Here is a 26,587-nt window from a genome sequence, read left to right as displayed (position 1 = left end):
AACTGTACCTACCTTATGGTTTCTGGATCAAAGCGGACGCTGATCTGGCCTCATGGTCATGTGTGGGACAGCACCGCGAAGGCAGTGAAGGCACCCGATGGCCGCCTCTTCAAAAGTGGAATGCAGGTTACGATCCGCGGCGGTGATGGGTCGATCGAGTTCCTGCAAGGCGATCCAGAGGCATATCAGCAGCTCCAAGCATGTGGAGGTCCGTACGTAACCAGTAGCTATGTTGAAGGAGAAGGGTGATGAAGAAGCGTGCTTTTCGGCTTGGCGCAGCCTGCGTCCTCGCCTCGGTCGCGATTTCGGCAGCGCATGCCGTATCGAACACGAAAACCATTCGACTTGCAACGTTTGACGAACCGTTCAACGATCCTGACGATGCGACTGCCAAACAGCTCTCGAAGACGGAGGGCCTTACTGTTGCAGAGGCGTCGCGACGTTTGCGGATCATGGGAGAGTTGGGGCGTCTGGCGCCCGCGCTCTCGGCACGTTTTCCCAAAGGCTTCGCTGGGGCCGAAGCGACTACGGGATCCGACTTCCGTGTTGCTATCTATGGTGTAGCTGCGGACCTCGAAGCGATCGGTAACGCCGCACGTCAGTTCGCCGGCAAAGGTGAACTCGCCAGCGTTCTCGATGTTCGCACTGCACCAGTATCAGAGTCTGAGATAGGGGCGCAGGCGCGGGGATATCTCTCATCGCTCGGCTCAAACGCTACGATCGCCACCAATGCGCGAACGGGGCAAATCAAATTATTGGTGAAAGATCCCACTTCCGCCCTCGCGGCGATTGTTGGCGGGCGATTTCGTGCGGCGCCTGGAACGCAGATAGAGCAATTCGACGGCATTGCTCTCACGGCAACGGAGGTTCCGGGCGGCCAGAACTATCGCGGCACGTTCTCTAACGGCGACATCAATGAATGTACGCGAGGCTTTAACGTCAAACAAACCAACGGCTCGCTCTATGGCGTGACGACCGCAGGCCACTGCGAGAATAATGGCAGGGATGAAACCACCGGGGTTTCACTCGCATTTCGCCAAGAATGGGTGTCAAACGGCGTGGATAGCCAGTGGCACACATTCTCCGGCGGAAACAACTATCTGGTTGTTCCGAAGTTCTATAACGGTGCTGGGGTCGTTACCGTCACTGGAGCGCAAGGTGTCGCGCAAGGGCAGTATATTTGCAAGTATGGCCGATCGACAGGTCAGACATGCGGTTACACCGACCCATACACCTATACGGATAGTTACGGTGCCTTCTATAGAATGAACAGTAACTCGACCTATCCGCGGCAGAGCCTTGAAGGCGATAGTGGTGGCCCGGTCTTCACCGGGTCGATTGCGCTCGGACAGGTTCACGGACGTGACGGGGGAAATCCGACGCCCGGCCCTGTCACTAACATGTATTTCACCCCGCTGACGGCTTGGGCACCGAACAACGTGACGGTCGGTGTTACCTGCTACTGCTGACGCTCCAAATTGAGCCGTCGTTGAAAGATTAAACAGGCGGAGACTGGCGCCGCTTTCTCGATAGGCGAGGAAGCGGCGCGCTATTAAGGCCCGCCCACGCATGAGTATATAGCGGCAGCCCCAAAACTTGCCGACGAGTTGCCGCAACCAAAATGACCTGTGAGGAGGCCGTTCCGGGAAAGGCGTCCATCAGGCTTGTGGCACGCTACAAAGTAATCAGAAAAACGACCGGGGCTGTTGAAAAATGCGCCGCTGGTGGCTGGGTCCGGTTGGGGGCGGAATGACACCCCAACGCGTAGCGATCCCGTCTCGCATGGGATGGCTAATTGGGAAAGCTCAGGCTCAGCTTAGGCCGGTCGCGGTTCATGGAGCGGCAGGTGCCTTTACCGCATCAAGGACGACAAGCGTCCGGTAGGTCGATACCGCATCGTTGTCGGCGAATAAGGAACGTGCGAGCACTTCATAGCTCGCCATGTCCGGCACGCTGACAATCAGGACGAACCCGCCATTGCCAGTGACGTAATAGCATTGCTGTACTTCGACGGTCTGGCGGAACAGCGCCTTGATTGGTTCGACCAGCTCGGAGCGATCATTTACGAGATGAACTTCGACCACGATGGCGATCCGAGGTCCTTCAAGCGTCGGCGAAACAATCGCCACGTTAGCGATGATCGTGCCATTAGCTTCCATTGCGGCGATGCGCCGCTGCACTGCGGCCGGCGAGAGGTTCACCCGCTCGGCAATCGTTCTTTGAGGCGTGCGATTGTCACGCCGAAGGATGTCGAGGATCGCCCGATCGAAGCGGTCGAGTGGATTAGTCCGATAATTTGTCTCGCTCATCAAGCCCCCCGTGAGTGGATGTCTCGTGCGGTAAGCCGAAGTTAAGCGCTCGCCTCACCCAAATGAGACTATAACCCACAAGATGATTGATGCAGCACCCGCCACCTCCAATCGTCCGTCTGCCCCAATGATCGGCGCAAGCGCCGTCTTGGTGTCCTTGGTCGCGCAGAATGTTGGCGCTGCCTTTGCCAAGCACCTGTTCCCGCTGGTCGGCGCTTACGGCACCACAGGCCTGCGCATCGCTCTGGCGGCGTTGCTGCTTTTTGCACTGCGGCGACCGTGGCGGAGGCGGCCCTCTCGCGCCATGCTGTCGGCGCTCATTGCCTATGGGGCGATGCTCGGGTCGATGAACCTGCTGATCTATCAGGCCTTCGCTCGCCTCCCCATTGGCATCGCGACCGGAATCGAGGTGCTTGGACCGCTGATGGTGGTGCTCTGCGGGTCACGATCGCGGCGAGACATTGTCTGGTTCGTCGCGGCGGTGATCGGCCTTGTGCTGCTGTTGCCGCTTCGCTCGGGCGCGGCGCTCGATCCGATTGGATTGGTTTTTGCAGGCGGCGCGGCGACCTGCTGGGCGCTCTACATTGTTTATGGGAAGCGCGTTTCCGGCGCACTCGGTGGGGATGCGGTCGCTTGGGGAATGATAGTCGCAGCCGCCATTTCCGTGCCGATTGGCGCGGCAACGGCAGGCTCTGCCTTACTGGCACCGTTGGTCCTAGCTGTCGGTTTCGCCGTGGCGATCCTGTCGAGCGCCTTGCCCTACTCGCTGGAAATGGAGGCGATGCGCCGGTTGCCGTCCCACGTCTTCGGCATTCTGCTCAGCGCTGCACCAGCTGTTGCGGCGCTGGCCGGCTTTGTCGTTCTGGGGGAGGTGCTGACGCCACTTCAATGGTTCGCTATTCTGCTCATCATGGCAGCGTCTTCAGGCAGCGCGGTATCGGCCACCAAGCAACCCGCCCTGACCATCTAATGCGGCGAGCGGGAGGCCCCCGTGCCGTTCCCGATTGCGAACCCCAGCCAGGATCACAGAAGGTGAGGGAGGGCACTTCACCTCTCGGGCGGCACCATTTCCCAAAACCTGTTCCCGATTGCGCTTTCTCGAAATGGACACCTGGCGACGGGGTTATGGGACTGGGGTCGTGTCGCCAAAGTTGTAGCTTTCAGCGGTAAATGTCACGAAGTGACATCACTGATTGTCGCCTCCTGCGGCCTGCTCCTTTGGGGAAGCACTGATAAAGCCAGCTTTCCCGCTCGGTCCGGCACGTTGCGCTCTGAGGAAGGGCCTCATCATAGGCTTGGTGAGATCCGTCCAGCCTGAAGGATCGTGGTTTGTGCCAGCGCCAGTCCATCCATCGATTTATCGGCATCAGCACGTTCGTTCCTGCTTCACCTCGCTTTGCCGAACATGACGTAACCGAAAGGCGCGACAGCCAGGAAGCCGCGAACAGACCACGTCGCAATCTGCCGAACAGGCATTGGCCGGCAACAGGAAGGCCAATGATTTCGGTCGATGATATCCGCATAATATTTGAGGGTGAGGAAGGTAGCATAGTATAAATGCTGAACTGATCACCTGCCTGCTCGACGCGGGCGATCGGCAGTTCGACATCTCCGAGAGGGGTGCCACCACGGTCATTCAGCAGACCCAGTGCTGCCCAACCGGCGAAAGCACCCATCATGGCCGAGGTAAGCCAATAACCGATGCGGCCAATGGTAGACTGACGCCGCATCAGAGGAACATAAAAAGCCGCAGACCCCAAGCCAGCTATCACGCCTAAGAGGCTACCCCAACCGAGAATACTGGTGAGGCCGGGTGTAACCGGCGCAAACGGACGTGAAAAGTAAACAACGGGCAGCGTGATGGATGCTAGAAGTGAAACCAGCCACAGCCCTTGGCGAAGGATGAAGTCGAAGCGGCGAGCACTACTCGCATCTTGTTGTTCGGTGAGATTCATGCCGCTGCCGCCGCTGTGGCAGCATGCCTGCCGAGCGTTCGATAAACGGTCGGCCGGGAAATCGAGAACAGCTCGGCGAGGTCGCTGATCGAGTAGTCGTCGGTATCGTACATGCGACGAAGCTCCTTCTGCTGCCGATCGGACAGCTTGGGCTTCTTCCCACGCAGCTTCCCCTTAGCGCGGGCGACCGCCATGCCCTCGCGGGTGCGGAGCTTGATGAGGTCCGCCTCGAACTCGGCAAAGGTGGCAAGGATGTTGAAGAACAGCTTACCCATCGGGTCAGCCGGATCGTGGACGCTGGCACCAAGCTGTAGCTTCACCCCACGGGCAGCAAGGCCGTCCCCGATCGCGCGCGCGTCCGGAACTGATCGCGCGAGCCGGTCAAGCTTGGGCACTACCAGCGTGTCGCCGCTTCGTACTGCGGCTAGTGCTTGGTCGAGGCCGGGGCGATCCCGGTTCGTGCCGGTGAGCCCCTTGTCGGTGTAGATGCGATCGGCCGCCACCCCGAGCTTGAGCAGCGCGTCATGCTGGGCGGCAAGGTCCTGTTTGTCGGTCGAGCAGCGGGCATAGCCGATCAGCGTGTGCGTCATAGCCGGAGTGTAACGTATAAGGCCCCATCACCGCAAAACATATGGTACCATCTATGTGAGACTCGGCTTTCGGCCGCTTTCCGTGCTGTTGGAGATCGACCGGCCGAGTCCGCTGAACGATCCTCTATCGGACAGGGGGCGATCACCATGGCGGATGGTCGAAGATCGGAGACAGGAGGCGCGGAGGTGGCGCGGCGAATGGCGGCACTTCGCGCCCATCTGCATGGTGGCGCGTCGCTGGCCAAAGTCGCGGCCGATGCCGGTGTTTCGCTGCGCACCGTCCAGCGATGGCTCGCTCGCTATACCGCCAACGGTCCAATGGGCCTCGCGCGGCCGCTTCGTCCGGAAGCTGGCACACGGACGTTCCCGGAGGGTCTGGTCCAACTGATCCAGGGCATGGCGCTGACGAAGCCGCCGGCCTCGATCGCAACCATCCATCGTCGCGTTGTGCATGTCGCTAGCGAATATGGATGGCACACGCCGTCCTACGGCAGCGTTCGCGATATCGTGCGCCGGATCGATCCTGCGATGCTGACGCTCGCGCATGAGGGCGCTGCCGCTTTCCGCGACAAATACGAGATGGTCCATCGTCATCGCGCCGATCGCCCGAACGCGATCTGGCAGGCCGACCACACCGAACTCGACATCCTCATCCTCGATGCTCGTGGCAGGCCGACACGGCCGTGGCTGACGACGGTGGTGGACGATCATTCCCGCGTGATCGCAGGCTACATGGTGTTTCTCGGCGCGCCATCCGCGCTCAATACGTCGCTCGCGCTGCGCCAGGCCATCTGGCGCAAGGCCGATCCGGCATGGCCGGTGTGCGGCATTCCCGATGTGCTGCACGTCGATCACGGATCGGACTTCACCAGCCTCCACCTCGAACAGGCCGCGGCCGATCTGCGTATCAGGCTGATCTACTCAGCCGTCGCCCGTCCGCAGGGGCGTGGCAAGATCGAGCGGCTGTTCCGGACCATCAACACCGAACTGCTGGCCGAACTCCCCGGCAACCTGCGCGCCGGCAAGACGGTATCCCCACCGGCCCTTTCACTGGCCGAACTGGACGCGGCGATCGGCGCCTGGATCATCTCGACCTATAATGCGCGTCCCCACCGTTCGATCGGGGCGGCACCGATAGCCGCATGGCGGGGCGATGGCTGGTTGCCCCGGATGCCGGAGACGCTTGCCGAACTGGACATGCTGCTGGTCATGGTCGCCAAGCCCCGCACCGTTCACCGCGACGGCATCCGCTTCGAGGGATTGCGCTACTTCGATCCGACGCTGGCAGCCTACGTCGGCGAGCCGGTGACGATCCGCTACGACCCCCGCGACATGGGCGAAGTCCGCGTGTTCCATCGCAACGTGTTCCTGTGCCGGGCGATCGATGCGGATCATGCCGCGAACAGTGTCACCCTAAAGGACATCCAGGCGGCGCGGATCGCGCATCGGCGTCGCCTGCGGCAGGAGATCAGGGAGAAGCAATCGAGCGTTATAGACTATCTTCCAGCGATCCTGCGCACTCCGGCTCCGATCGCGAAACCGGCGCGATTGCCTGAATTGGCGCCGGTCTCCGCAGCGACTCCGGCGCCGCCACCAAGCCGGCCGAAGCTACGCACCTATTATGAGGGCGACTGATGACCGCCGGCAGTACGCGCGCGACCAGCTTCATCTCGACCCAAGAGCACCGCCGCTTCATCGAGTTCGCCGACGCCGTTCGGAAGCATCGCTACATCGGCCTGTGTCATGGCCCAGCGGGCGTCGGCAAAACGCTCTCGGCCTGCCGGTATGCCCGATGGCACAAGGCTGCGCCCCTGCTCACCGTTTGGGGACCACGCGATCCATCCGACCTGGAAATCTATGCCCACCTCGCTCAGGCACGTGCGGTTTTCTACACACCTTCGGTCGGCAGCACGTTGCGCGAACTGCGGCAGGATCTGCCCCGGCTGCTCGACCGAGTGGACCATTGCATCGACGAACACGTCCGGCCTCAGAAAGTCGGACAGGTCCGTTATGTCAGTCGTCATACCCGCTACGTCGAAATGGTGATCGTCGATGAAGCCGAGCGCCTGTCGACGACGGCGCTGGAATACATGCGTGACGTGTTCGATCGGCAGGGGATCGGGCTCATCCTGATCGGGATGCCCGGTATCGAAAAGCGCATGGCGCGCTATCCCCAGCTCTTCAGCCGGGTCGGCTTCGCCCACCAATATCGGCCGTTGCAGGATGCGGAGCTGACCTTCGTGCTGACCCGCCGCTGGCGCGACCTCGGCCTTGCCCTCGACGACGCCGATTTCACCGACGCGCAAGCGGTCGCGGCCATCGTTCGGATCACAGGTGGCAATTTCCGGCTACTGCACCGCCTGTTCGTGCAGATCGAGCGCGTGCTGAAGATCAACGGCCTCGCAACCATCAGCGAGGATGTCGTGGAAGCCGCCCGCAGCACCCTCGTCATCGGCGTCACCTAGTGCTGACATTCGTGACATTTACCGCTGAAAGCCACAACGTGTAGCAGGCGCACAGCACGTATCAAAACACTTTCTCGATTGGGTGGGCTCGTGATAGGCGCGGAAGTTGAGTTTTGAGAACGGTTCATGCTGATCGGTTACGCGCGGGTATCGACGCCCGAACAGGATTTGACGCCCCAGCTCGACGCACTGCGCGAGGCGGGCTGCGAGCGGTCCTTCACCGACAAGGCGAGCGGAGCCAAGGCCAACCGCGCCGGCCTGGCTGAAGCTCTGTCGCACGCCCGCGCCGGCGACGTGCTGGTGATCTGGAAGCTGGATCGGCTTGGCCGGACCTCCAAGGGCCTAATCGATCTCGCGACGGAGCTGGAAGCCCGCAACATCGGCCTGCGCTCGATAACCGACGGGATCGACACATCGGGGGCCGCGGGCAAGTTCGTCTTCCGCATCCTCGCCGCGCTGGCGGAAATGGAACGCGATCTCATCCGCGAGCGCACGACGGCCGCCCTGATGGTAGCGAAGCGCCAGGGCAGGGTAGGCGGCCGAAAGACGGTGATGACGCCCAAGCGGATCACGGCGGCCCGCAAGCTGCTCGCGGGGGGAATGACGGTCCGCGAAGTGGCGCCGGTGATCGGGGTCTCGGTCCCCACGCTCTACCGGCATTTTCCGGCGCCGGTGCAGGATGCGATCAGCGCGGAAGAGGATGAGTCGCTCTCGCGTCCGTAAGCCGTCGATCTGAGAACGGGCTTAGGTAATACGGTCCTTGGCGGACCACGCTGGAGCGGGACCACAAGAGCGCGAAGATGAACGATGTTCTGCTCGTTCTCGGTCAAGCTGCTCGACGAATTCGATAGACGGTTGTAGCGTCGACCGCTCGACAGGTTGAATTAGTTGGCTAGGTGTTCCCTGCAAATTTTGGCTCATAGCGCTCACCACGTGCGGCCCGCTCGCGCTCTGCCGAATAGCGCGAGGCGAGGTCGAGATGGATCGCCTTGACAGCAGCATCCGTTGCCGCAGCAGCCCTATCCAATTCTTCCTGCGCTCGGCGCGCGAAGAACATCTCGTCAGTCTCGTCTCTCAACTTTTTCTCCGTGAGATATAAATGGTGCAAAGAGGCAGTGGGCAGACTGGGTATCCCAAGATCTGCCTCTTACGCTTCGATGCATCAACGGCTCCGATCCTTGTCGCGTGACGCGGGCGCGGACGCCGGCGCCGTATGCCCGATCTCGCCGTCCAACATACCGCCCGCCTTGATCCGATCCGCGACGAGCTGGCGCGTCGACTCGCCGATAGCCGCGATCATGCGCGCGCTCTCTCCCCGATCGCGGGCCGTCTTGATAGCGGCGTCAACGATCGCCTGGGCGGGCGCGAGGCGGGGATCGGCTTGGTTCTTCTCCGGCGTGCTCTTCAAGAACAGTTCGGCAAGGCGCTCCTGCCCCGGCGAGTGACCGGGAGGCAGGATCGGCCGCTCCAGCGACCGCACGGCGCGCTGGAGCGGCGCCGGCTGCTGGTTGTTGATCTGGACGCCGAGCGCCGCGCCGATCTCTCGCACGCGCTCCAACGGCGTCTGCTGGGGCGTTACGACGGCATCGACCTGACGGACGCCTAGATAGGTGAGAAGGTGCGATTGGTAGATCGGCCCCTTGACGTGGCGGACATAGGCGAGTTCGGTGCGCGCGTTGGCGATGGCGGGGGAGGGGGCACCCTCCTTTATCAAACCGCGCAGCCGGTCGGCCGCCTGTTGGCGGGCGGCCGGCAGATAGCGTTCCAATTCCTCGCGCGCCTTGGTCAGCGTCACGCGATAGCGTTGCCCCTCGGGCGGGGCGCGCTTGGGGAGCATGGCGATCCCGGCGGGGCCGATCCGCGCCTCCGGCGCGAGGTCGCGCTTGATCGCCGCTGCGGAGAGGACCGCGGCCATGCCGCGATGATCGCCGGTCAGAAAACCGTGGCGGGAAGCCTCCATCCATCGGTCCTTGTCGATCGCGGCGATGCGGATCGGATGGCCGGCTTCGCGGGCGAACTGGGCGGCATGGTGGCGCATGGTGCGCCCGTTCCCTTCACGGAAGGGATGAATGGCGTTGATTTCGTTGATGTGGTTGCCGAGCCGATCGAAAAACTCTTCTCGGGGAAGCCCCCGGAAGCCGCTCTGCGCTCCTACCTCGGCAAACCGCTTGTCGAGTTCGCGCGCGAGGTAGGGGACGGCTGCGAAGCTCGATCCACCCTTGGCGATGTTGACGGTGCGGTCCTGGCCCGCCCAATCGTAGAGGTCTTGGAACAGGTGCTTGTGAAGCGCCCGATAGCCGTCGGCCGTCGCTGGAAAGGGCAGGCGCGCGGCCTCCGCGCCGCGCGCCTGCGTCAGTCTCCGCTCGGCCTCGGTGAGCGTCTTGTCGCCAGTGATTCCAAGCCGGTTCCGAAGCGTCTCGGTGCCGGGATACGTGTAAGGATCGCTTGCCAAGGTCAGGCAGCGATCTGGCGTGTTCCGGGCTGATAGAGACTGAGGATGATCGAGGGCATGAGCGAGGGCGGAACGCCCTCATCCAGCATCATCGCGAACATCGCGTCCTCGTCGATGGTCGGCGTCATGTCCTCGATGGCGAGGTTGGCGCGGGACTCCGCCACGTCCTCGCGCCAAAGAGCGATTTGTTCGGTATTGCCGCGCTCGAAGTCCATCTGGCGGATGCGCTCGCGCAGCGTCTCAAGTTCGATCTGGGCCATCGCGTCATCCTTTCTGCTCTAAACCCTACGCCTTCCAAGGCGATTCCTCAACAAATCACGTGTGGCTAGAGCCGGTCAGCGCGTCCTGATCCGCGCTCGCCGAACGCGGGTCGGAGGGGACGGGATCAATACTCGCCTGCCAGCATGATCGTTAGCACGCGCTTGGTCTGCTGCTCATCCCACGGCGCTTCGCTGTCATAGGTAAGCGTGTTGTCGTAGCAATCCACCTTCCAGAAAACCGTCTCGGCAATGGCCTTATGGTCGCTCGGCCGTTCCTGCGTCCACGCTCCCGTCCCGAGCTGATAGACCGCACCGAAATCGTGTTCCCCATAAGGATGATTGTCGCCGTCGAACCGCGAGAAGCTGACGATTGCCGCCAGCGCCGCGAAGCGATCCGCGTCGGGAAGAGACTGAAACCCAAGTGTGACGTTGGCGATGGAGGCGGTGCCGGGCTGGCTCCGGGCCGTGTCGTTGAGGCAACGGATGGTGTCGAGGTGTTCGGGGCTATACATTGCTGATCCTTCCTTCTGGCATGGGCCGCAAGGCCGCTCGGCCTCACGGCCCTGCCTGTCCGGCGAGGACGGGATGGGGAGGGGGAGCGAGAATCTACCGCTGGCGCGGGCGAGCCGCCTAGCGCGGCCGGTGCCTCGGCGCCGGGTGCTGCGCTTGGCGGATTACACGGGCGGTCGATTGTCGTTCGGGAACGAAAGGGCGGCGCCCTTGGCGTTCCCTTGGCTGGCGCAGCTCGTCCGCGAGCCCGCGCCGGCTGTCGATGCTATCGCGCCTTAGGCGCGGCGATTTGCAGGACGTCGACGGTGAGCCCTTCGGGCAGCAGCACGTTACCGATCGTCTCAAGCTGGGAGCGGTGCAGCTTGTCGGTGGTCTTGATCTCGCGGAACAGAACGGCTCCCCCATGCACGGCGGTAATATCCGGCCATCCTGCGCGATAGCAGTAGGAATCCCCTGCGGAACGAGCGGCGATGCTGGGGAGCTGGGGGCCGAGCGCCACATGTAGTTGCTCGATCAGCTCGCCGGTCACGCCGGGATAATATTCGTCGACGCCGGCGGCATAGATCGCCTCGAAGTTGCGCCGGACCTGCGCCGTGGTAGCGCGGCCGATCGCATCGTAGATGCTGTCGAGATGGGCAGCGTTGATGACGAGCTGCGCCTCCAGGAAGCGGGTCAGACTATCAGCCGCACCAAGCGTGTTCAGCTCCATCAGCCGTTCCAGGCAAGCGGCCTTCATCAAGAGAAGCATCGGCCCACCTTCGCAGGTGGTGCACGTCCACCCGCGGCGGTTCTAGTGAGCTAGATCCGCAGCGCGATTTTCAGGATGGCGCGCGGGCTGGGTATTGGATGTTAAGCCGGGGAGGCGTATATAGGTCCTGCTGTTTCGTGATTGTCGATTGCGGAACCTACCTGAGCCCGTCGAGCTGCTACTCGGCGGGCTCAAACTTTTCCGGCCATCCTGAAAGGAAAAGGGACGAGAGCCCTGCTAGGCCCCCGCCCCCCGTCAGGCTACTTGTCGCGGCCCAACTTTACGATCGCGACCACGAGCGAAAAGCCCGCGATCACGACCATTGCTGTCTCATAAATCGTCAATGTGCGTCACCTCCTTCGACCGGCGAGATTGCGGGGGAGCTGCTACATCCTTCCGCTGCCGATCGAGGACAGTGTAGCCGATCCTCGCACGCGCTGTCGGTAATTCCGGCGCGCACCCGTTCACGTTGTCGTGAAGTCGCCTCGGCGCCGCCCGTCCCTTTTGGGCGGGCGGCGCCCGCGGGCCTGAAAGGGCAGCGGGCGCGACGGCCATGCGGGGCATGGCTGTCGCGCCGGCGATGGGGCTGCTGCTGGGCGGGTCGGTCGAGGGGAAGGGGGGCGATTATCACCGCCCCCCGCATCCGTTCACGCCAGTTCGTCGGCCTCCATGTCCTCGCCATCGAAGGCATCGGCTTCCGGATCATTCCGCTCGTCGCGCTCGGACTGTCGTCGCTGGTCAGCGAGCACCTTTCGATCGAAGCAACCATACTGGAAGATCTCCGGAGCAAGGCGCTGGCGTCCCCGTGGCAGCAAGCATTCGAAGACTGCCTTCCTGCCCTGGAAATCCTGAAGGCCGACTGGAGGACGTTTCTGGGCGAGTGGAACGGCGAGGCCATTGTTGCCGACCTTGCGCAGTTTCGTGCCGAAGCCGAAACGATCCTTCCCCGCCTGCGCGAGCGTGTTCAGCGCGAGACGGAAGCCCTGTACGCCACGGCGCTTCAATCCGACGTTATCGCTCTACGCTAGCCACCTCAGGCGGTGGCACGAGCCTCCTCTCCGGCTTGATCGTGAGCGATGCGCAGACATTGCTCGACCGCCTGCCCGAAGCTCGCGACATAATCGTCCGCTCCGATCAGAAGCTGGATCTCGCGGTCGGTCAGGGCTTTTTCCCCCTCGGGCCAGAGCCCGACGAGTATGCGTGCGGCAGGCGCGGCGCGCCGGAGGCGCCGGATCAACAATCTTAGATGGGTCGGATTGCCGCCGATCTCGAGGTACGAGAGGCAGATGAGGCGCGAGCCTGACAGGTCGAGCTTAGCCACCGCGTCGCGCGCCACGGCCGCATTGCGGACACGCCGCACGCCGAATTGACGCTTCTGAAGGAGCTGCTCGAGCATCGCCGTCACCGCATCGTCGAGAATGCCCCTGCCGGCGATACAGCTGATCGTGCCGTCCGCACGCCACGTCTCGGGCGCGTTCGGAAGGACGACCGGCGCTGTCTCGGGAATGCGTGCGATCGTCGAGGATGCGACGGGGTTGAGTGGCTTGTCGCGATCGATGACGATGTTGCTCGCCGATGTCTCGTCCTGTCCATCCAGCTCGTGCACCACATCGATCATCGCAGCGACGATCCGGGTGGCCGCTTGATGGTCGACGAGACCGCGTCGGGCATCCTCGGCCGCCAGTTTGAGGCCGCCAAGGGCGACCTCATCGTAATAGGCGGTCAGCGATCGCTCCTTCAGGAGCGTTTCAGCCTGTTCGATAGCCTCGTCAGGATCGCCAGCGACCATACGCTGATAGAAGCTCTCCACGGGGGTCAGCGCCGGCCTGTCTCCCAAGAGGACGTCGATGAATTCGAGACTCGGCACGTGTCGTCCAAGTACGACGAGACACAGGGTCAGCGGCATCGACAGGACAAGTCCGACCGGCCCCCAGATCCAGGTCCAGAACACCGCCGCAACGATTACCGACAGCGGCGAAAGGCCGGTGGAATGCCCGTATAGCAGCGGTTCGATCCCGTAGCCGATGATCGGCTCGCTGATGACGAACAAAGCGGCGACCATGATCACCATCGACCAACCTGGATCGATGCCTGCTGCCAGGGCCAGCGGGAGCGCTGCGGCCAGCAATGAGCCGATATAGGGGACGAAGCGCAGAATGCCGGCAAGGATCCCCCATAGCGCCGGAACCGGCAGGCCGATCCACCACAGGCCGAGACCCACGACGATGCCGAAGCTCGCGTTCACGGCGAGCTGGGAAAGAAAATAGCGGCCAAGACGACTGGCCGCATCGTCCATCGCAACCGTCGTGCGATGGAGATCGGACGACCCGAACAATCGGATCAGCCGGTCGCGCAGATCCTCCTTCTGCATCAGAATGAAGATTGCGACGACCAGGACGATGACGAACGTCTCGAACGGCGCCAGCACGGGCTTCAGGACGCCGAGGGCCGTATCCAGTACCGATGGCTCGTTTTCCAGAACCCTGACCGGAACGGCGGCCCTGGTGCCCGGAGTCAGGGTTGGAGCGGCGGGGGTGGCGCGGGCAGGCGTTTTTGTCAGGAATGCCATTTTCTCGGCGGCATAGACCTTCACGCCATCAATCTTCGCTTCGATCGTCTGAGCATATTTCGGGGCGTCAGCCGAGAGCGACGCCGCCTGGAACCCGACCAAAGTTCCGAGTCCGCCGATCATTCCCAAGGCGGCAATGACCGTCGTGAGCACCGCGAGAGCCTTGGGCAATCTAAGCCGCCGGAGGAGGCTCACGATCGGCGACAGTACGAAGGACAACAGAATCGCGAGTGTGATCGGGATCAGTACATCCTTGGCGAAGAACAGTCCGGCGACGACGACCACCGCGACCGCCAGACCGAGCAAGCCTTCGACACCCTGCGCGTTGGCCGCCGCGATGCGGGCGCTGCCTGTTTCGGGTTGATCGCCAGAAAGTCTGATGATCTCTCGATCTTCCGTCATGCGACCACCTCAGGGAACGTGCCGAGCAAGGCATCATGCAATTCCCGTGCGATCAGCGGCTTTCGCAGGACCTTGTGGCTGATGTGATGCGCTTCCGGCAGAAGGTCCGGATTGGCGGTAAGATAGACAACTCGCGTGTCGCACCGTCGGTGCAGCTCGTCGGCGATGAGAGGACCGGTGAAGCCGTCGGCGAGGTTGAGATCGATGACCGCAACATCTGGTGCGAAGGTGATCGCCGCCCGGGCACTTTCGATACTATCGACCAGCTTGATCGCGTCGATGCCGACGTCGTGTGCGATGTTCTCGATATAAGCGGCGATGGCCGGAATATCTTCGGCGATCAGCAAACGGTGCATCGGCATTCCCCTGTCAACGTCCGAACAGGTTCAACCGCCAACCGTTCCAGCCTTATGCATTTTTCCGGGCATAACGGGAGCCAATGGTCATTCGGGTCGTTTAGGTTCGGTCAACATAGGAGGCATCTGATGGGCGAGTTCGTGGACAAGGTGAAGGGCGCGATCAACGACATGGTCGGTGATGCCAAGCAGGAAGTCGGCACTCGCACCGACAATCCCGACATGGCGGCAGATGGCGCCGCGCAGCAGGCGACGGGTAAGGGGCAGAAGCTCAAGGGCAGCATAAAGGGTGCGCTCGGCGACAAGATCTAACCCGGCGCGGACAACCGGATCGTAGCAGAGAAGGGGGTGCCTTTGATGGGCGCCCCCTTTGCCTGTTGAGCAATCATATTGGCATCGCACCGCGCACGCCTGGCTGCGTGACGACAAAGGGGCTTAGAGCATGGCATCAGAACGCAAATCGCAGCAGCAAGGCTACGCAGGCGGCGAAACCCATCAGACCACTGACGAAGATCATCGGGTGCTGACGACCAATCACGGCACGCCGATCGCCGATAACCAGAACCAGCTAAAGGCCGGTGCGCGTGGTCCCGTTCTTCTCGAAGACGAGATTTTTCGCGAAAAGATCAACCACTTCGACCATGAGCGCATCCCCGAGCGTATCGTTCATGCGCGCGGGTCTGCCGCGCACGGCTATTTCGAGTGTACAGAAAGCCTCGCCGACATCACCTGCGCCGACCTGTTCCAGAAGAAGGGACAGCGGACCGAGGTGTTCACCCGCTTCTCGACCGTCGCGGGCGGTGCCGGTTCAATCGACACGCCCCGTGACGTGCGTGGTTTCGCGGTCAAATTCTATACCCGTGAGGGCAACTGGGACCTGGTCGGCAACAACATCCCGGTGTTCTTCATTCAGGACGCGATCAAGTTCCCCGATCTCGTGCACGCCGCCAAGATGGAGGCCGATCGCGGATATCCGCAGGCGGCGACCGCGCACGATACCTTCTGGGATTTCATCAGCCTGATGCCCGAGTCCACCCACATGATCATGTGGGCGATGTCGGACCGCACGCTGCCTCGCACCTTCGCCAACATGGAAGGGTTCGGCGTCCACACCTTCCGCTTCATCAACAAGGAAGGGAAGAGCACCTTCGTCAAATTCCACTGGAAGCCGAAGGCTGGCCTCGCCTCGACGATCTGGGACGAGACGGTGAAGATTGCCGGCGCCGATCCCGACTTCCAGCGCCGCAACCTGTTCGAGAGCATCGACCGCGGCGACTTCCCGACCTGGGAGTTGGGCGTACAGCTGTTCGACGAGGATTTCGCGAACAGCCAGCCCTATGACGTGCTCGACGCGACCAAGATCATCCCCGAGGAGGTGCTACCGGTCCGCATCGTCGGCAAAATGGTGCTCGACCGCTATCCCGACAATTTTTTCGCCGAGACCGAACAGGCGGCGTTCGTGCCGAGCCATGTCGTCCCCGGCATCGGCTTCTCCAACGACCCGCTGCTGCAGGGCCGGCTGTTCAGCTATACCGACACCCAGTTGTCGCGACTGGGCTCGGTCAATTTCCACCAGCTCCCGATCAACTCGGCCAAGGGCCGAGCCGAGGCGGCGGGCTGCCCGTTCCTGAACCAGCAGCGCGACGGCCACATGCAGATGGCGATCCCCAAGGGACGCGCCAATTACGAGCCGAACAGCCTTGCCAAGGCCGGCGAGGAAGCCGGTGCGCGCGAGGACCCCAACAAGGGTTATAAGACCTTCCCTTCGGAGGAGCAGGGCGAGAAGCTGCGCATCCGCCCGGAGAGCTTCGCCGACCACTACAGCCAGGCGCGCCTCTTCTTCCGGTCGATGGACCCGGCCGAGCAGGCGCATATCGCGTCCGCCCTGGTGTTCGAGCTGTCGAAGGTCAGCCTGGAGCATATCCGCATCGCGGTGATGGCCAACCTGCGTAACGTCGATGAGGACCTGGCGCAGCGCGTTGCTGACGGCCTTGCGATGGACCTGCCGAAGGCGTCACCGACCGCCGCGCCGGTGCTCGACATGGATCCGTCGCCGGCACTCCGCATCATCCGCGGGCCATTGGAAAAGCACACGCTGGAGGGCCGCACGGTCGGTATCCTGATTGCCGACGGCACCGATGCCGATGATCTGAATTCGGTGAAGGACGCCGTGAAGGCCGCCGGCGGCACGCCGCTGACGATCGCGCCCAAGGTCGGCAAGGTGCCGCTGTCCGATGGGACCGCGATCGCTGCGGACGCACAGTTGTTCGGTCAGCCTTCGGTCACAGTCGATGCCTGCGCCGTCACCCTGTCGAAGGAGGCCTGTGCCAAATTGGTAAAAGAAGGCGCGGCCGTGCAGTGGGTCATGGACGCCTTCGGTCACCTCAAGGCCATCGGGTTCAACGATGAAGCCAAGCCGTTGCTCGACAAGGCAGGTGTCGAACTCGACGACGGCGTGACCGACCTCGCCATGTTCGTCGAGGCGGCGAAGAAGCGCTACTGGGACCGGGAGCCGTCTGTCCGGACGCTTGCGTAACCATTCTCCAACGGTGCGCCCGGCCTCGTGGCCGGGCGAACATCAGTAAGGACAGACAATGGCTAATCTACTCGGCGCGCTGATCGGCGCCGCCATTGATCGCGGTGACGGCGATAGCGGGATCAAGGGAGCGATCATCGGCACCATCGCCGAAACAGCAATCCGCGGCATCGCACCGTTGGTTGCGACCTACGCGCTTGGCTGGGGCGTGCAGTATGCGATCCGGAAAGGATGGCACTTGGTCGCGGGCGCCGATCCCATCGAGCCTGGCAGCGGCGCTTTGCGCCGGTGATATCGAGGGTAATCGCTCCGTAAGAAGCTGAGGGAGCGGTTCGTATCGACAAGGACGAGCCATGCTGACGGATTGCGTGATTATCGGCGGCGGACCGGCAGGATTGACCGCAGCCATTTATCTTGCCCGTTTCCATCGTCAGGTGGTGGTCGTCGACGAGCGCAAAAGCCGGGCAAGTTGGATCCCCAGATCGCGTAACCACCCGGGTTTCCCCGACGGCATCGGCGGCGACGAGTTGCTTGATCGCATGCGGGAGCAGGCCGAACGCTATGGCGCGGCGATATACTACGAACAAGCAACAGCCCTGCAGCGGGATGGCGACACGTTTCGTGTGTCGACGGCTGATCGCGTGTTGGAGGCGCGCACGGTGTTGCTCGCCACCGGCGTGGTCAATCGCAGCCCCGAGATCGACCCGGAAACGCACCGACAGGCTTTGGTAAGCGGGAAGTTGCGATACTGCCCCATCTGCGACGGGTTCGAGGCGACCGGATCACGTATCGCCGTCATCGGTGGCGACGAGCATGGAGTGTCAATCGGCGTCCAAAAAGGACCCCCTATCGGCGTGCAAAAGGGACCCCCTTCGTCGAGCAGCGTGACGGGTATGACGGGCGCTTTGTTCGCGCTGGTTGCGGCGTAGGGCGGGCGTAGCCCGACCGGAGGCGCAACCAGCGCGAAGCGTTCTCTGCCGGTGGTCCTGGGCGTCAACTGCGGTGCTTGAAGCGCCAGCTGTCATTGCCCGTTTCGACGATGTCGCAATGGTGGGTAATGCGGTCGAGCAGCGCGGTGGTCATCTTGGGGTCGCCAAAGACGGTCGGCCACTCGCCAAAGGCGAGGTTCGTCGTGACGATGACCGAGGTCTGCTCGTAGAGCTTGCTGACGAGGTGGAAGAGCAGTTGGCCGCCCGAGCGGGCGAACGGCAGGTAGCCAAGCTCGTCGAGCACCACCAGATCGAGCCGGGAGAGCTGGGCTGCCAGCGTGCCGGCCTTGCCAAGACGCGTTTCCTCCTCAAGCCGGTTCACCAGGTCCACCGTGTTGAAGTAGCGCCCCCGGGCGCCGGCCCGTACCACATTGGTGGTGATGGCGGTGGCGAGGTGCGTCTTGCCTGTGCCCGTCCCACCGACAAGCACGACGTTGCGCCGGCCCGGAAGAAACGAGCCGCTGTATAGCGAGCGCACCAGTCCCTCGTTGATGGGGGTGTCATCGAAGACGAAGGCGTCGAGGTCCTTCACCGCGGGCAACCTGGCGGCCGACATCCGGTAACGGACCGACGCTGCATGGCGGTGCGTCGCCTCGGCACGCAGCAGGTCGGTCAGGACCTCCATGGTCGTGCGCTTGCGCTGGAGACCGGTGGTGACCGCCTCGTCGAAGGCGCCAGCCATGCCCTTCAGCCCCAACTCGGTCATGGCCGTCATCATCTCATGCCGCTGCATGGAGACCTCGCAGGCTGTCATAGCGGTTGCAGTCGGCGCGGGGCGGATGGCGCAGCGCCAGGTCCTCGGGGGTGACAATGGTTAGCGGTCGTGGCGGTTCTCGCCTGCGGGCCAGGATGTTGACGATGACGTCGTCGCTGGCGGTGCCGGCCAGCAATGCTTCGCGCACGGCCGCTTCCACCGCCTCGAGCCCGTCATCGAGCACTGTCGCCAGCACCCGCACGAACCGCCGGTCGGCGTCGTCGCCGGCGCCGAGCTTGCGCCGCAGCCGTGACAGCGCAGGCGGCAACTCCCAGCCCTGGAACGGTGCGCCGTTGCGCAGGGCGCCCGGCTTGGTCGCCAACACCGGCAGATAATGCCACGGGTCGTAGATGGTCCGGTCCCGGCCAAAGAACCGGGGATGGTCGGCGACGACTTCACCGTCGCAGCGCACGAGGATGCGGTCGGCATAGGCACGGACCTGCACAACGCGCCGAACCGTCCGGGCAGAAACGGAGTAGCGGTTGCGGTCGAAGCTGATGAGGCAAGTGCCGCTTACCGCGTGCTCGCTCTCGTGGAAGCCGTCGAAGGGCGCGACAACAGGCTGGAGCACCGCCCGTTCGGCTGCCCATGCCTGGGCGACCGTCAGTTCCTTCCGCTCGGGATGCCGGTGCATGTCGGCCCAGCGCCGACACTCGGCCTCCAGCCAACCGTTCAGCTCCTCGAGGCTGGTAAATCGCAGGCGTGGCTGGAAGAAGCGGCCGCGCGCGGTCTGCACCTGGTTCTCGACCTGACCCTTCTCCCAGCCCGACGCCGGTGAGCAGGCGGTCGGCTCGACCATGTAATGGTTGGCCATGACCAGGAAGCGCCGGTTGAAGACCCGCTCCTTGCCCGTGAACACGCTCGTCACCGCCGTCTTCATGTTGTCGTAGATGCCGCGCGTCGGCACGCCTCCGAAGAAGGCGAATGCCCGCGCATGCGCGTCGAACAGCATCTCCTGTGTCTCGCGGGGATAGGCGCGCACATACATCACCCGTGATGCGCACAGCCGCACATGCGCGACCTTTACACGCATCGGCTTGCCCGAGATCTCGACGTCCTCATGGCTCCAGTCGAACTGATACGCCTCGCCCGGCCGGAACAGCAGCGGGATGAACGCCGGCGCATCCATCACATCGCGACGCCGCGCCTGCCGCCAGCGAGCCGCATAACGCCGCACCGCGTCGTACGAGCCGTCGAACCCCTCGCGTAGCAGCAGGTCGTGGATGCGCGTGAGGCGCAGCTTCTCGCGCCGCGGTCGTGCCTCGTCTTCCTCCAGCAACGCATCCAGTCGCGCCTGAAACGGCCCCAGCTTCGGCAGCGGCTGCACCTCCCGCCGGTAGCCATGTCCGCCTCCGGCGCCCGGATCGCCTTGCGCACCACCTTGCGCGACAGGTGCAAGTCCCGCGCTATCGCCTTGATGGCCTTCCCCGACGCGTGCTCGCGCCGGATCCTCAACACCGTCTCCAATACCAGCATCCCGATCTCGCCGCCTGACACACGCCAAGCGAACAGCCTAGACCACCGGGATGAGGGGTCCCTTTTCGACGCCGATCACCCCGCTACCGGGGTCCCTTTTCCACGCCGATCCACAAGCATGGAGTGGCCGAAGCACTGTTCCTTAGGACATATTCCGAGGACATCACGTTGGTGGCGAACGAGACCGCCGAACTTGACGACAACGATCGCGGCGCGCTGGATAAGGCCGGGGTCACACTTGTTGCTGCCCCACTGCTTCGATCGATTTCGGCTCGGGCGACGAGTTTCGATCACTCTCGAAAAAGGTGCCGGCACCATCGTAGTGGATACCGTCTATCCGGCGCTCGGTTCTGACATCAACACCGAACTGGCGGTCGCGGTCGGCGTTGCGTTAAGTGACTGTCGGTGCATCGCTGTAGACGACGATCAGCTGACCAACATCACGGGTTGTTACGCTGCCGGTGATGTCGTTGCCGGCCTCGACCAGATCAGCGTTGCAACCGGGCACGGTGCTAAGGCAGCAACCGCCATTCATAATGCTCTGCGGACGATCGACGGCGAGACGGCGAAGCAACTGTCGACGTGAAACGCATTTTTAGAAAGACGTACCCCAAGCGCCTTCGTCCGCATATCGCCGATCCGTCACCGGGACGTCAGCCCTCGCATTCACTACTCGGAGGCTGCGTGAACAGCTTCGATATCTCGCCACGGATGAGCGTATAGCATTCGCAGGACTCTTCCCTGAGCAATTCGGGATTGATGACCGAAATCTTTCCGCGCTTGTATTCTATCGCGCCGATCGCAAGAAACTCTCGAGCCACGATATTGACGGCGTTACGCTTCACCCCAGCATTTCGGCCAAAACTCCTGCTTTAGCGGCAGTCTGTCGGTTTCGTCCGATCGTGAGTGGTCAGGATCCAACGCGCAAGCCGTGCCGAACGGTATGGAGCGCGTTGCAGGCGACCGATTGCAACGACATCCGGATCATGACCTCGCGCCAGCGCGTGACCGCGGAACAGAATTCGACGCTTTCATCGACCAGGTCTTCGAAGTCCTCGGCTTTGACCCGGTAACCGCTGCCGGGCAGCTGCACCACGTAGCGATTGAAAGCATCGTCCACATAGCCGCTTGCACTGAGGGCAGCGGCGCCCTCGCGGCCGATCGTCATCCCTTCTGCGGTCCGACCATCGCTCATGACCGCGACCAGCGATATCATGCCGGTCAAAGGCAAAAAGACGTGGGTCAGCGGTTGGCCCGGCTCGTACAGCACTTGTCCTGCGACAAGAAGGACGGGTTCAAGGCAGCTGTCCATACGAGCGCGCTCGTCGGGCGGCACCCGATCAAGAAGGTGATTGCTGCTGGACTGAGCGGCGCCGTTCTCGCGATCTTCCCGGTCGTCAGGCAATGCAAAACTCCTTCATATGTCGAGGCTCAACGCTCGGCTCTACACCTCGATCAATCGCGGCAAAAGAAACGCATCCGGTGGGAACACGGATGCTGAACAGCCGTTAAGACCGGTTGAATACATAGCAGGGTGTCGATGCATGATTGAGACGAGGCGAAGCAGGCTAGCCGGAATGGCGCTGCTCGTTGTCGCCTCGGCGTTGACCGCGTCGTGTGCCAGCCCGTCCGCGCGGATCGCCCAGGGACTGGGCCGCTACGGACTGAGCGAAGGGCCGGCGCGATGCATGGGTGATCGACTGCAGTCTAACCTGTCGCTGGCCAGCTCCGGCAGCTAGGCCGTGTCGCGCAGAGCGTGCAGCAGACGCGGGGTCAAAGGCTAACGGGAGCGATCTTATTCGGGCTGGCACCCGTATCGATGACGTGAAGATACCCTTGGAAGTGACGAAGGCGGCTGCGTCGTGCGGTGCGTTGAGCGAAGCGGTCGGGGTTCAGGGAGGTTGATATGAACGATGTCCAATATGCGGGAGGAACCGTCATCAACGGGACCCGCGATTTCACCAACCAGGCCTGGCTTTATGCGCAGGAGTGGGGGCCTCGCATCATCGGCGCCCTGGTTATCCTCCTGATCGGATGGCTGGTTGCTCGCGCGGTCAAGTGGGGAGTGGCAAACCTCCTCAACAAGACACCGCTCGCCCGGCGGGCAAATCAGCCCAACCATCCGCCGCGCGACAAGTCTACCATCGGCGCACAGGTCGGCGATGCGGCTTTCTGGGTCGTGCTACTGGTCGCGTTCTTTCTCGCTGCACAACCGCTCGGCCTTGCCAGCGCGACAGGCCCTCTGGCGGACATGCTGAACGGCTTCGGCAATGCGGTCCCCCGGATTATCGGTGCCGGCCTGATCCTCTTCCTCGGTTACATTCTCGCCAGCGTAGCGAAGAAGGCCGTCGAGGCGGTAATCACCGCGAGCCATGTGGAGCGCTTGTCGGCGCACGTGGGCAGCACGCCCCCGACCGACCCCAGCGCGCTGCCGCGGGCGGTGGGTAGCGTCGTCTTCGCTCTGATCATCATCCCCGTGGCGATTGCCGCCCTGGACACGCTCAACATCGCGGCGATTTCGCAGCCAGCGACTGCCATGCTGCGGATCATCCTTGATGCGATCCCGCATGTGATCGCGGCAGGCATTATTATCACGCTTGCTTACTACATCGGCAAATTTGCCTCGCAGCTCATTACCTCGTTCCTGGGCTCGACCGGCGTCGACAAGGCAATTGAGTCCCTCGGCCTGTTCCCGCAGTCGGGAGCCGCTGATCCGATTTCCGGGACCGATCGACCTTCGCCTGCGACGACGGCCGCGTCGCTAACGCCGTCGAAGCTGATCGGGTCAGGTGTCTTCATCGCGATCGTCATTTTCGGTCTGATGGAGGCATTCCGCCAGCTCAACTTTGCCTATGGTTCGCGGATCATGGCCGAAGTGCTGACACTCTTCGGCCAGGTGTATTCGGCGCGATTATCATCGCCGCGGCCGTCGCGATCGCACGCCTGATCTCGACTACGATCAAAGCGACCGGGGGTGCCGGAGCAGAGTTCACCGCGTCGCTTACCAAGGTCGCCATCATCGTCCTGGGAACGGCGATTGGATTGCGGTTCATGGGTCTTGCCGATGACATCATCAACCTGCTTTTGGTCTGATCCTCGGCGCTATAGCGGTGGCATTTGCCCTCGCGTTCGGCCTTGGCGGCGTGAGCAGGCGGGCCAGGTCGTGCAGCGACTGCTTGGCAAGGCCGAAGAGGAGGCCAACAAACCGGCATCGGCTGAGACCCCGACGGTCACCCCGACATCGCTAGGGGCTACTCGTGACGTGGATACGCAGGCATGACGCGGCGGCTCGGTAGCCTGGTATTGGTTGCGAGCCTGCTGCTCGCGGGCTGTGATGGGCCGCGGGAGAACGCCGGCGAACAGGCGGACGCCAACGCGGGCGTCGTGTCGAGCGAGGACACGCTGGCGAGCGGTCCGCCGAGACGGCCGGCGAGGCACAGGATCGTGCCGCCGAAAGCGCCAATGCGGCGATCGAGGCGCGTGCCGATGCTGCAGAGGACCGTGCGGACGCCTTGCGCCAGTACGGCCGACGAGAAGGCCGACGCTCTTGAAGAGCAGGCCAGGCAGGTTCGACGCGATGCCGAGCAGAAGGCCGATGTAGCCGAAGACAGGGCCGACGCCATTCGCGGCAAGTAGGGTTCGTGGGCTGACATGCCCGCGGCTGTCCCAAAGGCCCGCAGAGGTCGCGCGTAGCACTTTGGGCGGGGCCTTGGTGCGGTTGCGTGCCCGGGCCCCTTCTTTTCGCACCACTTACCTACGGATCGATGGCTGCACGATTATGGAAAACCCGGAGGGTCTTGAGCCTGCAACTGTCGAGGAAGAGCTGGGCTATTACGTCGAGCGTGCACAGGCCGAGAGGCAGGCCGCTGAGGTAAGCGACGGCGTCGAAGCGGCGATTGCCCACCGACGACTTGCCGCAGCCTACGAACGAAAGCGTGCGCTCTGCGACCGCAAGCCGCGCATACCCTTGATCCGCACAAGGAATAATCGTGCATCGTGTAATCGACATTACCGTTCCCTCGGACCGTTCCGACCAATTGATAGCCGCGCTCGACACGATCGAGGACGTGGTCGGCCTGACATTGCACCGCAGCGATCCGTCAAGCCCAGGGGAGACGTCGTCACCGTCCATGCACTCAATCGTGCAACCGATCAGGTTATGTCCGCGGCGGCGAGTGCCTTACAAGCCTTCCCATACACCATCTGACCGCGGAAGTGGCCAGCATCAGCGATCCCGAACATCAGAAGCGGATCGACGCCGACGTCGATGAGGCGGTGTGGGAGGAACTCGAAACCGGGCTGCGGCATCAAGGCCGCCTTACCGCCAATTTCCTGCTGCTGATGGCGCTGGGCGGCATTATCGGCGCGGCTGGAGCGTTTACCGAACCCGCGATCGCGGCGGTTGCATATGTCGCGTCTGCGATCATTGCCCCTGGATTCGAGCCGCTGGCGAAGTTGCCACTGGGCGTCGTCCTGAAGAGGGGCGAGGTGATCCGCGCCGGTGCGCTGGCGACGATCGTCGGCTATGCCGTTCTGGCGGCGGCCGCTGGAGCGACCTGGCTGGTCCTGTCCAGAGTAGCCGGTGTCGAGGCGTCGGCGTTTCTCGACGGCGACGTCCTCAAACACACGATCCATCCCTCGCCCGAGCTCTTGACAATCGCATTGGCCGGCGCGTTCGCCGGGGTGCTCATCCAGGCCTCCTACCGAAGGAGCGTTATCGCCGGTGCACTGGTTGCCATGCGACTGATCGAGGCGGCATCCGTAGCAGGGATATCACTTGCGATGGGGGCGTCTTGATCTGGCGGCGGCCAGCGGGACCCGGTTGGCCGTCGATGCAGGCTTCGTCCTTGCCGCAGGTGTGCTCGTCTTTGGCCTGAAGCAGCTCATGGTCCACCGCCGCGCCCGCTGCATTGACACTCTCACCTGTTACGTCGCGCTTGTTCCGGTCGACCGAAAGAACATATGCATGAAAGATCATTCGCCTCCGCAACGCACGAAACCGGGTCTGCATCGTCGGCTGCGGACGCGTCGGCATGGCCAGCGCCTACGCCTTGATCCAGAGCAGCTTCATCCGTGAAATCGTGCTGGTCGGCCGCGACCGCGAGAAAACGGAGGGCGAGGTGATGGATCTCGAGCACGCCGTCGCAGTCCCGATGAAATCCCCGATCAACGTGATCAACGGCAGCTATGCGGACGCCGCTGCGAGCTCGATCGTCGTCATCGCGGCCGGGCAGGCGACAGGGGGCAGCGACACATCGCGGCTCGACCTTCTCGATGCCAATGCCCCGATAGTCCGCGAGATTGTTGGCAAGCTGAGGGATGAAGGGTTCGACGGGGTGCTCGTCATGGCATCGAACCCCGTGGACCTTCTGGTCCAGGTCGCTCTCGAGGAATCCGGGCTTCCGCCGGGCGGGTAATCGGAACGGGGACGCTGGTCGATACCGCCCGCCTGCGCGGGATGCTCGCCGAGGCCTTCGATATCGAACGCGCGGGGTCGATGCCTACATCATCGGCGAGCATGGCGATTCTGAAGTCGCCGTCTGGAGCGGCGCCCGCATCGCCGGCGTGCCGCTAAACCGATGCGCTCCCCAAGAACCGCAGGATTATGCGCGGATGCTCGACGGCGTTCGTCGCGCCGCACCCGAGGTGGTCCGGCGCAAAGGCCATACCGAATATGCGATTGGCCTGTGCGTCCAGCGGATCTGCGAGGCCGTGTTGCGCAACGAGCATGCGGTGCTCGCGGTCTCTACCGTTCTCGGCGGGGAATACGGGTTGACCGGGGTGTGCCTCGGCACGCCATGTGTTGTGGGAAAGAACGGGATCGAGCGGATCATCCAGCTTGACCTCGATGATGGAGAGCTTGCCGCACTCCATCGCTCGGCCGAGACGCTGCAGCGCCTGCATCCCCGCATGTCAGCAGATGCGGCATGACGATCGGCAACGATCGGGCGGGCGCAGGAGCGCGGTCGCCGTTCGCGATTCCCAAAGAAGGGTGGCTGGCGGTGCTGCGGCGAACCTGGGAGGAGACGGGCAAAGACAATATCGGGCTGATCGCCGCAGGGATCGCTTTCTACGCGTTCGCGGCGATCGTCCCGTTGCTCGGGCGGTTGTCCTCAGCTACGGCCTCTTTGCCGAACCGGAAACGGTTCGCAGCAACGTAGAGCATGTGTTCGCCGCCGTCCCGCGCGAGGCAGCGACCATCATCACCGAGCAGTT

Annotated in this window: 29 protein-coding genes and 2 pseudogenes; 16 read left to right on the top strand and 15 right to left on the bottom strand. The window is 63.0% G+C overall.

From position 1 onward, the window contains the following. The first annotated feature begins 248 nt into the window (after window positions 1–248). The gene (locus tag JW805_18680) at window positions 249–1,469 is read left to right on the top strand and encodes a hypothetical protein (protein MBN2974030.1); all 1,221 of its coding nucleotides are present in this window, start codon (window positions 249–251) and stop codon (window positions 1,467–1,469) included. A gap of 363 nt (window positions 1,470–1,832) precedes the next feature. Here the strand turns inward: JW805_18680 and JW805_18675 are convergent, their stop codons facing one another. Then, on the bottom strand, window positions 1,833–2,309 hold the full coding sequence (locus JW805_18675; GenBank protein MBN2974029.1) for an Lrp/AsnC family transcriptional regulator: 477 nt from the start codon (window positions 2,307–2,309) through the stop codon (window positions 1,833–1,835). A gap of 82 nt (window positions 2,310–2,391) precedes the next feature. Between JW805_18675 and JW805_18670 the strand changes: the two genes are divergently transcribed. Continuing rightward, the gene (locus JW805_18670) at window positions 2,392–3,279 is read left to right on the top strand and encodes an EamA family transporter (protein ID MBN2974028.1); all 888 of its coding nucleotides are present in this window, start codon (window positions 2,392–2,394) and stop codon (window positions 3,277–3,279) included. A gap of 190 nt (window positions 3,280–3,469) precedes the next feature. On the opposite strand, the gene JW805_18665 is transcribed toward JW805_18670, so the two are convergent. Both JW805_18665 and JW805_18660 read right to left on the bottom strand, forming a co-directional pair. Then, window positions 3,470–4,264 carry a hypothetical protein gene (locus tag JW805_18665; protein ID MBN2974027.1) on the bottom strand — a complete coding sequence of 265 codons (795 nt, stop codon included), beginning with the start codon at window positions 4,262–4,264 and terminating at the stop codon, window positions 3,470–3,472. Continuing rightward, complete coding sequence (locus JW805_18660) at window positions 4,261–4,854, bottom strand: recombinase family protein (GenBank protein MBN2974026.1); 594 nt, start codon at window positions 4,852–4,854, stop codon at window positions 4,261–4,263. The genes JW805_18665 and JW805_18660 overlap by 4 nt, the downstream gene beginning before the upstream one ends. Before the next feature lie 147 nt (window positions 4,855–5,001). Here JW805_18660 and JW805_18655 point away from each other — a divergent pair. The 3 genes and pseudogenes from JW805_18655 (at window position 5,002) to JW805_18645 (ending at window position 8,042) form a co-directional block, all read left to right on the top strand. Continuing rightward, window positions 5,002–6,354 (top strand): annotated as a pseudogene (locus JW805_18655) (DDE-type integrase/transposase/recombinase). Window positions 6,355–6,488: 134 nt separating this feature from the next. After that, complete coding sequence (locus JW805_18650; protein ID MBN2974025.1) at window positions 6,489–7,319, top strand: AAA family ATPase; 831 nt, start codon at window positions 6,489–6,491, stop codon at window positions 7,317–7,319. Between the two features lie 126 nt (window positions 7,320–7,445). Beyond that, window positions 7,446–8,042, top strand: a complete 597-nt coding sequence (locus JW805_18645) for a recombinase family protein (protein MBN2974024.1) — start codon at window positions 7,446–7,448, stop codon at window positions 8,040–8,042. A 169-nt stretch (window positions 8,043–8,211) separates the two neighbouring features. Here the strand turns inward: JW805_18645 and JW805_18640 are convergent, their stop codons facing one another. The 8 genes from JW805_18640 to JW805_18605 form a co-directional block, all read right to left on the bottom strand. Further along, window positions 8,212–8,376, bottom strand: a complete 165-nt coding sequence (locus JW805_18640) for a hypothetical protein (protein MBN2974023.1) — start codon at window positions 8,374–8,376, stop codon at window positions 8,212–8,214. Window positions 8,377–8,481: 105 nt separating this feature from the next. After that, window positions 8,482–9,771 carry a Fic family protein gene (locus tag JW805_18635; protein MBN2974022.1) on the bottom strand — a complete coding sequence of 430 codons (1,290 nt, stop codon included), beginning with the start codon at window positions 9,769–9,771 and terminating at the stop codon, window positions 8,482–8,484. 2 nt (window positions 9,772–9,773) lie between these two features. Continuing rightward, window positions 9,774–10,031, bottom strand: a complete 258-nt coding sequence (locus JW805_18630; protein MBN2974021.1) for a hypothetical protein — start codon at window positions 10,029–10,031, stop codon at window positions 9,774–9,776. Between the two features lie 125 nt (window positions 10,032–10,156). Next, a complete protein-coding gene (locus JW805_18625; GenBank protein ID MBN2974020.1) occupies window positions 10,157–10,543 on the bottom strand; it encodes a DUF3768 domain-containing protein in 387 nt (128 codons plus the stop codon). Between the two features lie 263 nt (window positions 10,544–10,806). Further along, window positions 10,807–11,289 (bottom strand): hypothetical protein, encoded by a 483-nt coding sequence (locus JW805_18620; protein MBN2974019.1) that lies wholly within the window; start codon window positions 11,287–11,289, stop codon window positions 10,807–10,809. A gap of 647 nt (window positions 11,290–11,936) precedes the next feature. Further along, window positions 11,937–12,293 carry a hypothetical protein gene (locus JW805_18615; GenBank protein ID MBN2974018.1) on the bottom strand — a complete coding sequence of 119 codons (357 nt, stop codon included), beginning with the start codon at window positions 12,291–12,293 and terminating at the stop codon, window positions 11,937–11,939. 29 nt (window positions 12,294–12,322) lie between these two features. Beyond that, window positions 12,323–14,260 carry an AI-2E family transporter gene (locus tag JW805_18610; GenBank protein MBN2974017.1) on the bottom strand — a complete coding sequence of 646 codons (1,938 nt, stop codon included), beginning with the start codon at window positions 14,258–14,260 and terminating at the stop codon, window positions 12,323–12,325. Beyond that, window positions 14,257–14,607, bottom strand: a complete 351-nt coding sequence (locus JW805_18605; protein MBN2974016.1) for a response regulator — start codon at window positions 14,605–14,607, stop codon at window positions 14,257–14,259. Before JW805_18605 ends, JW805_18610 begins: the two co-directional genes overlap by 4 nt. Window positions 14,608–14,745: 138 nt before the next feature. Between JW805_18605 and JW805_18600 the strand changes: the two genes are divergently transcribed. From JW805_18600 to JW805_18585, 4 genes are all read left to right on the top strand, one after another. Continuing rightward, a complete protein-coding gene (locus tag JW805_18600; protein MBN2974015.1) occupies window positions 14,746–14,928 on the top strand; it encodes a CsbD family protein in 183 nt (60 codons plus the stop codon). A gap of 130 nt (window positions 14,929–15,058) precedes the next feature. After that, entirely contained in the window at window positions 15,059–17,152 is a 2,094-nt protein-coding gene (locus tag JW805_18595) for a catalase (protein ID MBN2974014.1), read from the top strand. Between the two features lie 58 nt (window positions 17,153–17,210). Then, window positions 17,211–17,444 carry a hypothetical protein gene (locus JW805_18590; GenBank protein MBN2974013.1) on the top strand — a complete coding sequence of 78 codons (234 nt, stop codon included), beginning with the start codon at window positions 17,211–17,213 and terminating at the stop codon, window positions 17,442–17,444. A gap of 61 nt (window positions 17,445–17,505) precedes the next feature. Next, window positions 17,506–18,081, top strand: a complete 576-nt coding sequence (locus JW805_18585; protein ID MBN2974012.1) for an NAD(P)/FAD-dependent oxidoreductase — start codon at window positions 17,506–17,508, stop codon at window positions 18,079–18,081. A 64-nt stretch (window positions 18,082–18,145) separates the two neighbouring features. Here JW805_18585 and istB read toward each other — a convergent pair whose 3' ends face one another. Together istB and istA are read right to left on the bottom strand one after the other, a co-directional pair. Next, window positions 18,146–18,874, bottom strand: coding sequence for an IS21-like element helper ATPase IstB (istB, locus tag JW805_18580; protein MBN2974011.1), 729 nt, complete (start codon window positions 18,872–18,874; stop codon window positions 18,146–18,148). Continuing rightward, window positions 18,861–20,371 (bottom strand): annotated as a pseudogene (istA, locus tag JW805_18575) (IS21 family transposase). The gene istB and the pseudogene istA overlap by 14 nt, the downstream one beginning before the upstream one ends. A 193-nt stretch (window positions 20,372–20,564) precedes the next feature. Here istA and JW805_18570 point away from each other — a divergent pair. Then, the gene (locus JW805_18570) at window positions 20,565–20,957 is read left to right on the top strand and encodes an NAD(P)/FAD-dependent oxidoreductase (protein ID MBN2974010.1); all 393 of its coding nucleotides are present in this window, start codon (window positions 20,565–20,567) and stop codon (window positions 20,955–20,957) included. Window positions 20,958–21,281: 324 nt separating this feature from the next. On the opposite strand, the gene JW805_18565 is transcribed toward JW805_18570, so the two are convergent. Next, entirely contained in the window at window positions 21,282–21,776 is a 495-nt protein-coding gene (locus JW805_18565; protein ID MBN2974009.1) for a Crp/Fnr family transcriptional regulator, read from the bottom strand. Between the two features lie 172 nt (window positions 21,777–21,948). Here JW805_18565 and JW805_18560 point away from each other — a divergent pair, with 172 nt between their 5' ends. From JW805_18560 to JW805_18550, 3 genes are all read left to right on the top strand, one after another. Next, window positions 21,949–22,110 carry a hypothetical protein gene (locus JW805_18560; protein MBN2974008.1) on the top strand — a complete coding sequence of 54 codons (162 nt, stop codon included), beginning with the start codon at window positions 21,949–21,951 and terminating at the stop codon, window positions 22,108–22,110. Between the two features lie 167 nt (window positions 22,111–22,277). Further along, entirely contained in the window at window positions 22,278–23,318 is a 1,041-nt protein-coding gene (locus JW805_18555; GenBank protein MBN2974007.1) for a mechanosensitive ion channel, read from the top strand. 329 nt (window positions 23,319–23,647) lie between these two features. Then, window positions 23,648–24,007 carry a hypothetical protein gene (locus JW805_18550; GenBank protein MBN2974006.1) on the top strand — a complete coding sequence of 120 codons (360 nt, stop codon included), beginning with the start codon at window positions 23,648–23,650 and terminating at the stop codon, window positions 24,005–24,007. Between the two features lie 118 nt (window positions 24,008–24,125). Here the strand turns inward: JW805_18550 and JW805_18545 are convergent, their stop codons facing one another. Continuing rightward, a complete protein-coding gene (locus tag JW805_18545; protein ID MBN2974005.1) occupies window positions 24,126–24,503 on the bottom strand; it encodes a hypothetical protein in 378 nt (125 codons plus the stop codon). 83 nt (window positions 24,504–24,586) lie between these two features. Here JW805_18545 and JW805_18540 point away from each other — a divergent pair, with 83 nt between their 5' ends. The 3 genes from JW805_18540 to JW805_18530 all read left to right on the top strand — a co-directional run bounded on the left by JW805_18540 (window position 24,587) and on the right by JW805_18530 (window position 26,302). Further along, window positions 24,587–25,168: a DUF389 domain-containing protein gene (locus tag JW805_18540; GenBank protein ID MBN2974004.1), complete on the top strand. Its 582-nt coding sequence runs from the start codon at window positions 24,587–24,589 to the stop codon at window positions 25,166–25,168. 236 nt (window positions 25,169–25,404) lie between these two features. After that, the gene (locus tag JW805_18535; GenBank protein ID MBN2974003.1) at window positions 25,405–25,788 is read left to right on the top strand and encodes a hypothetical protein; all 384 of its coding nucleotides are present in this window, start codon (window positions 25,405–25,407) and stop codon (window positions 25,786–25,788) included. Next, window positions 25,691–26,302 (top strand): hypothetical protein, encoded by a 612-nt coding sequence (locus JW805_18530; protein ID MBN2974002.1) that lies wholly within the window; start codon window positions 25,691–25,693, stop codon window positions 26,300–26,302. The genes JW805_18535 and JW805_18530 overlap by 98 nt, the downstream gene beginning before the upstream one ends. The last annotated feature ends 285 nt before the right edge of the window (window positions 26,303–26,587 follow it).

It is taken from the genome of Roseomonas aeriglobus (assembly GCA_016937575.1).
Lineage (GTDB): Bacteria > Pseudomonadota > Alphaproteobacteria > Sphingomonadales > Sphingomonadaceae > Sphingomonas > Sphingomonas aerigloba.
Note: the sequence above shows the minus strand (reverse complement) of the source record. Positions and strands in the feature narration are given on the sequence as shown.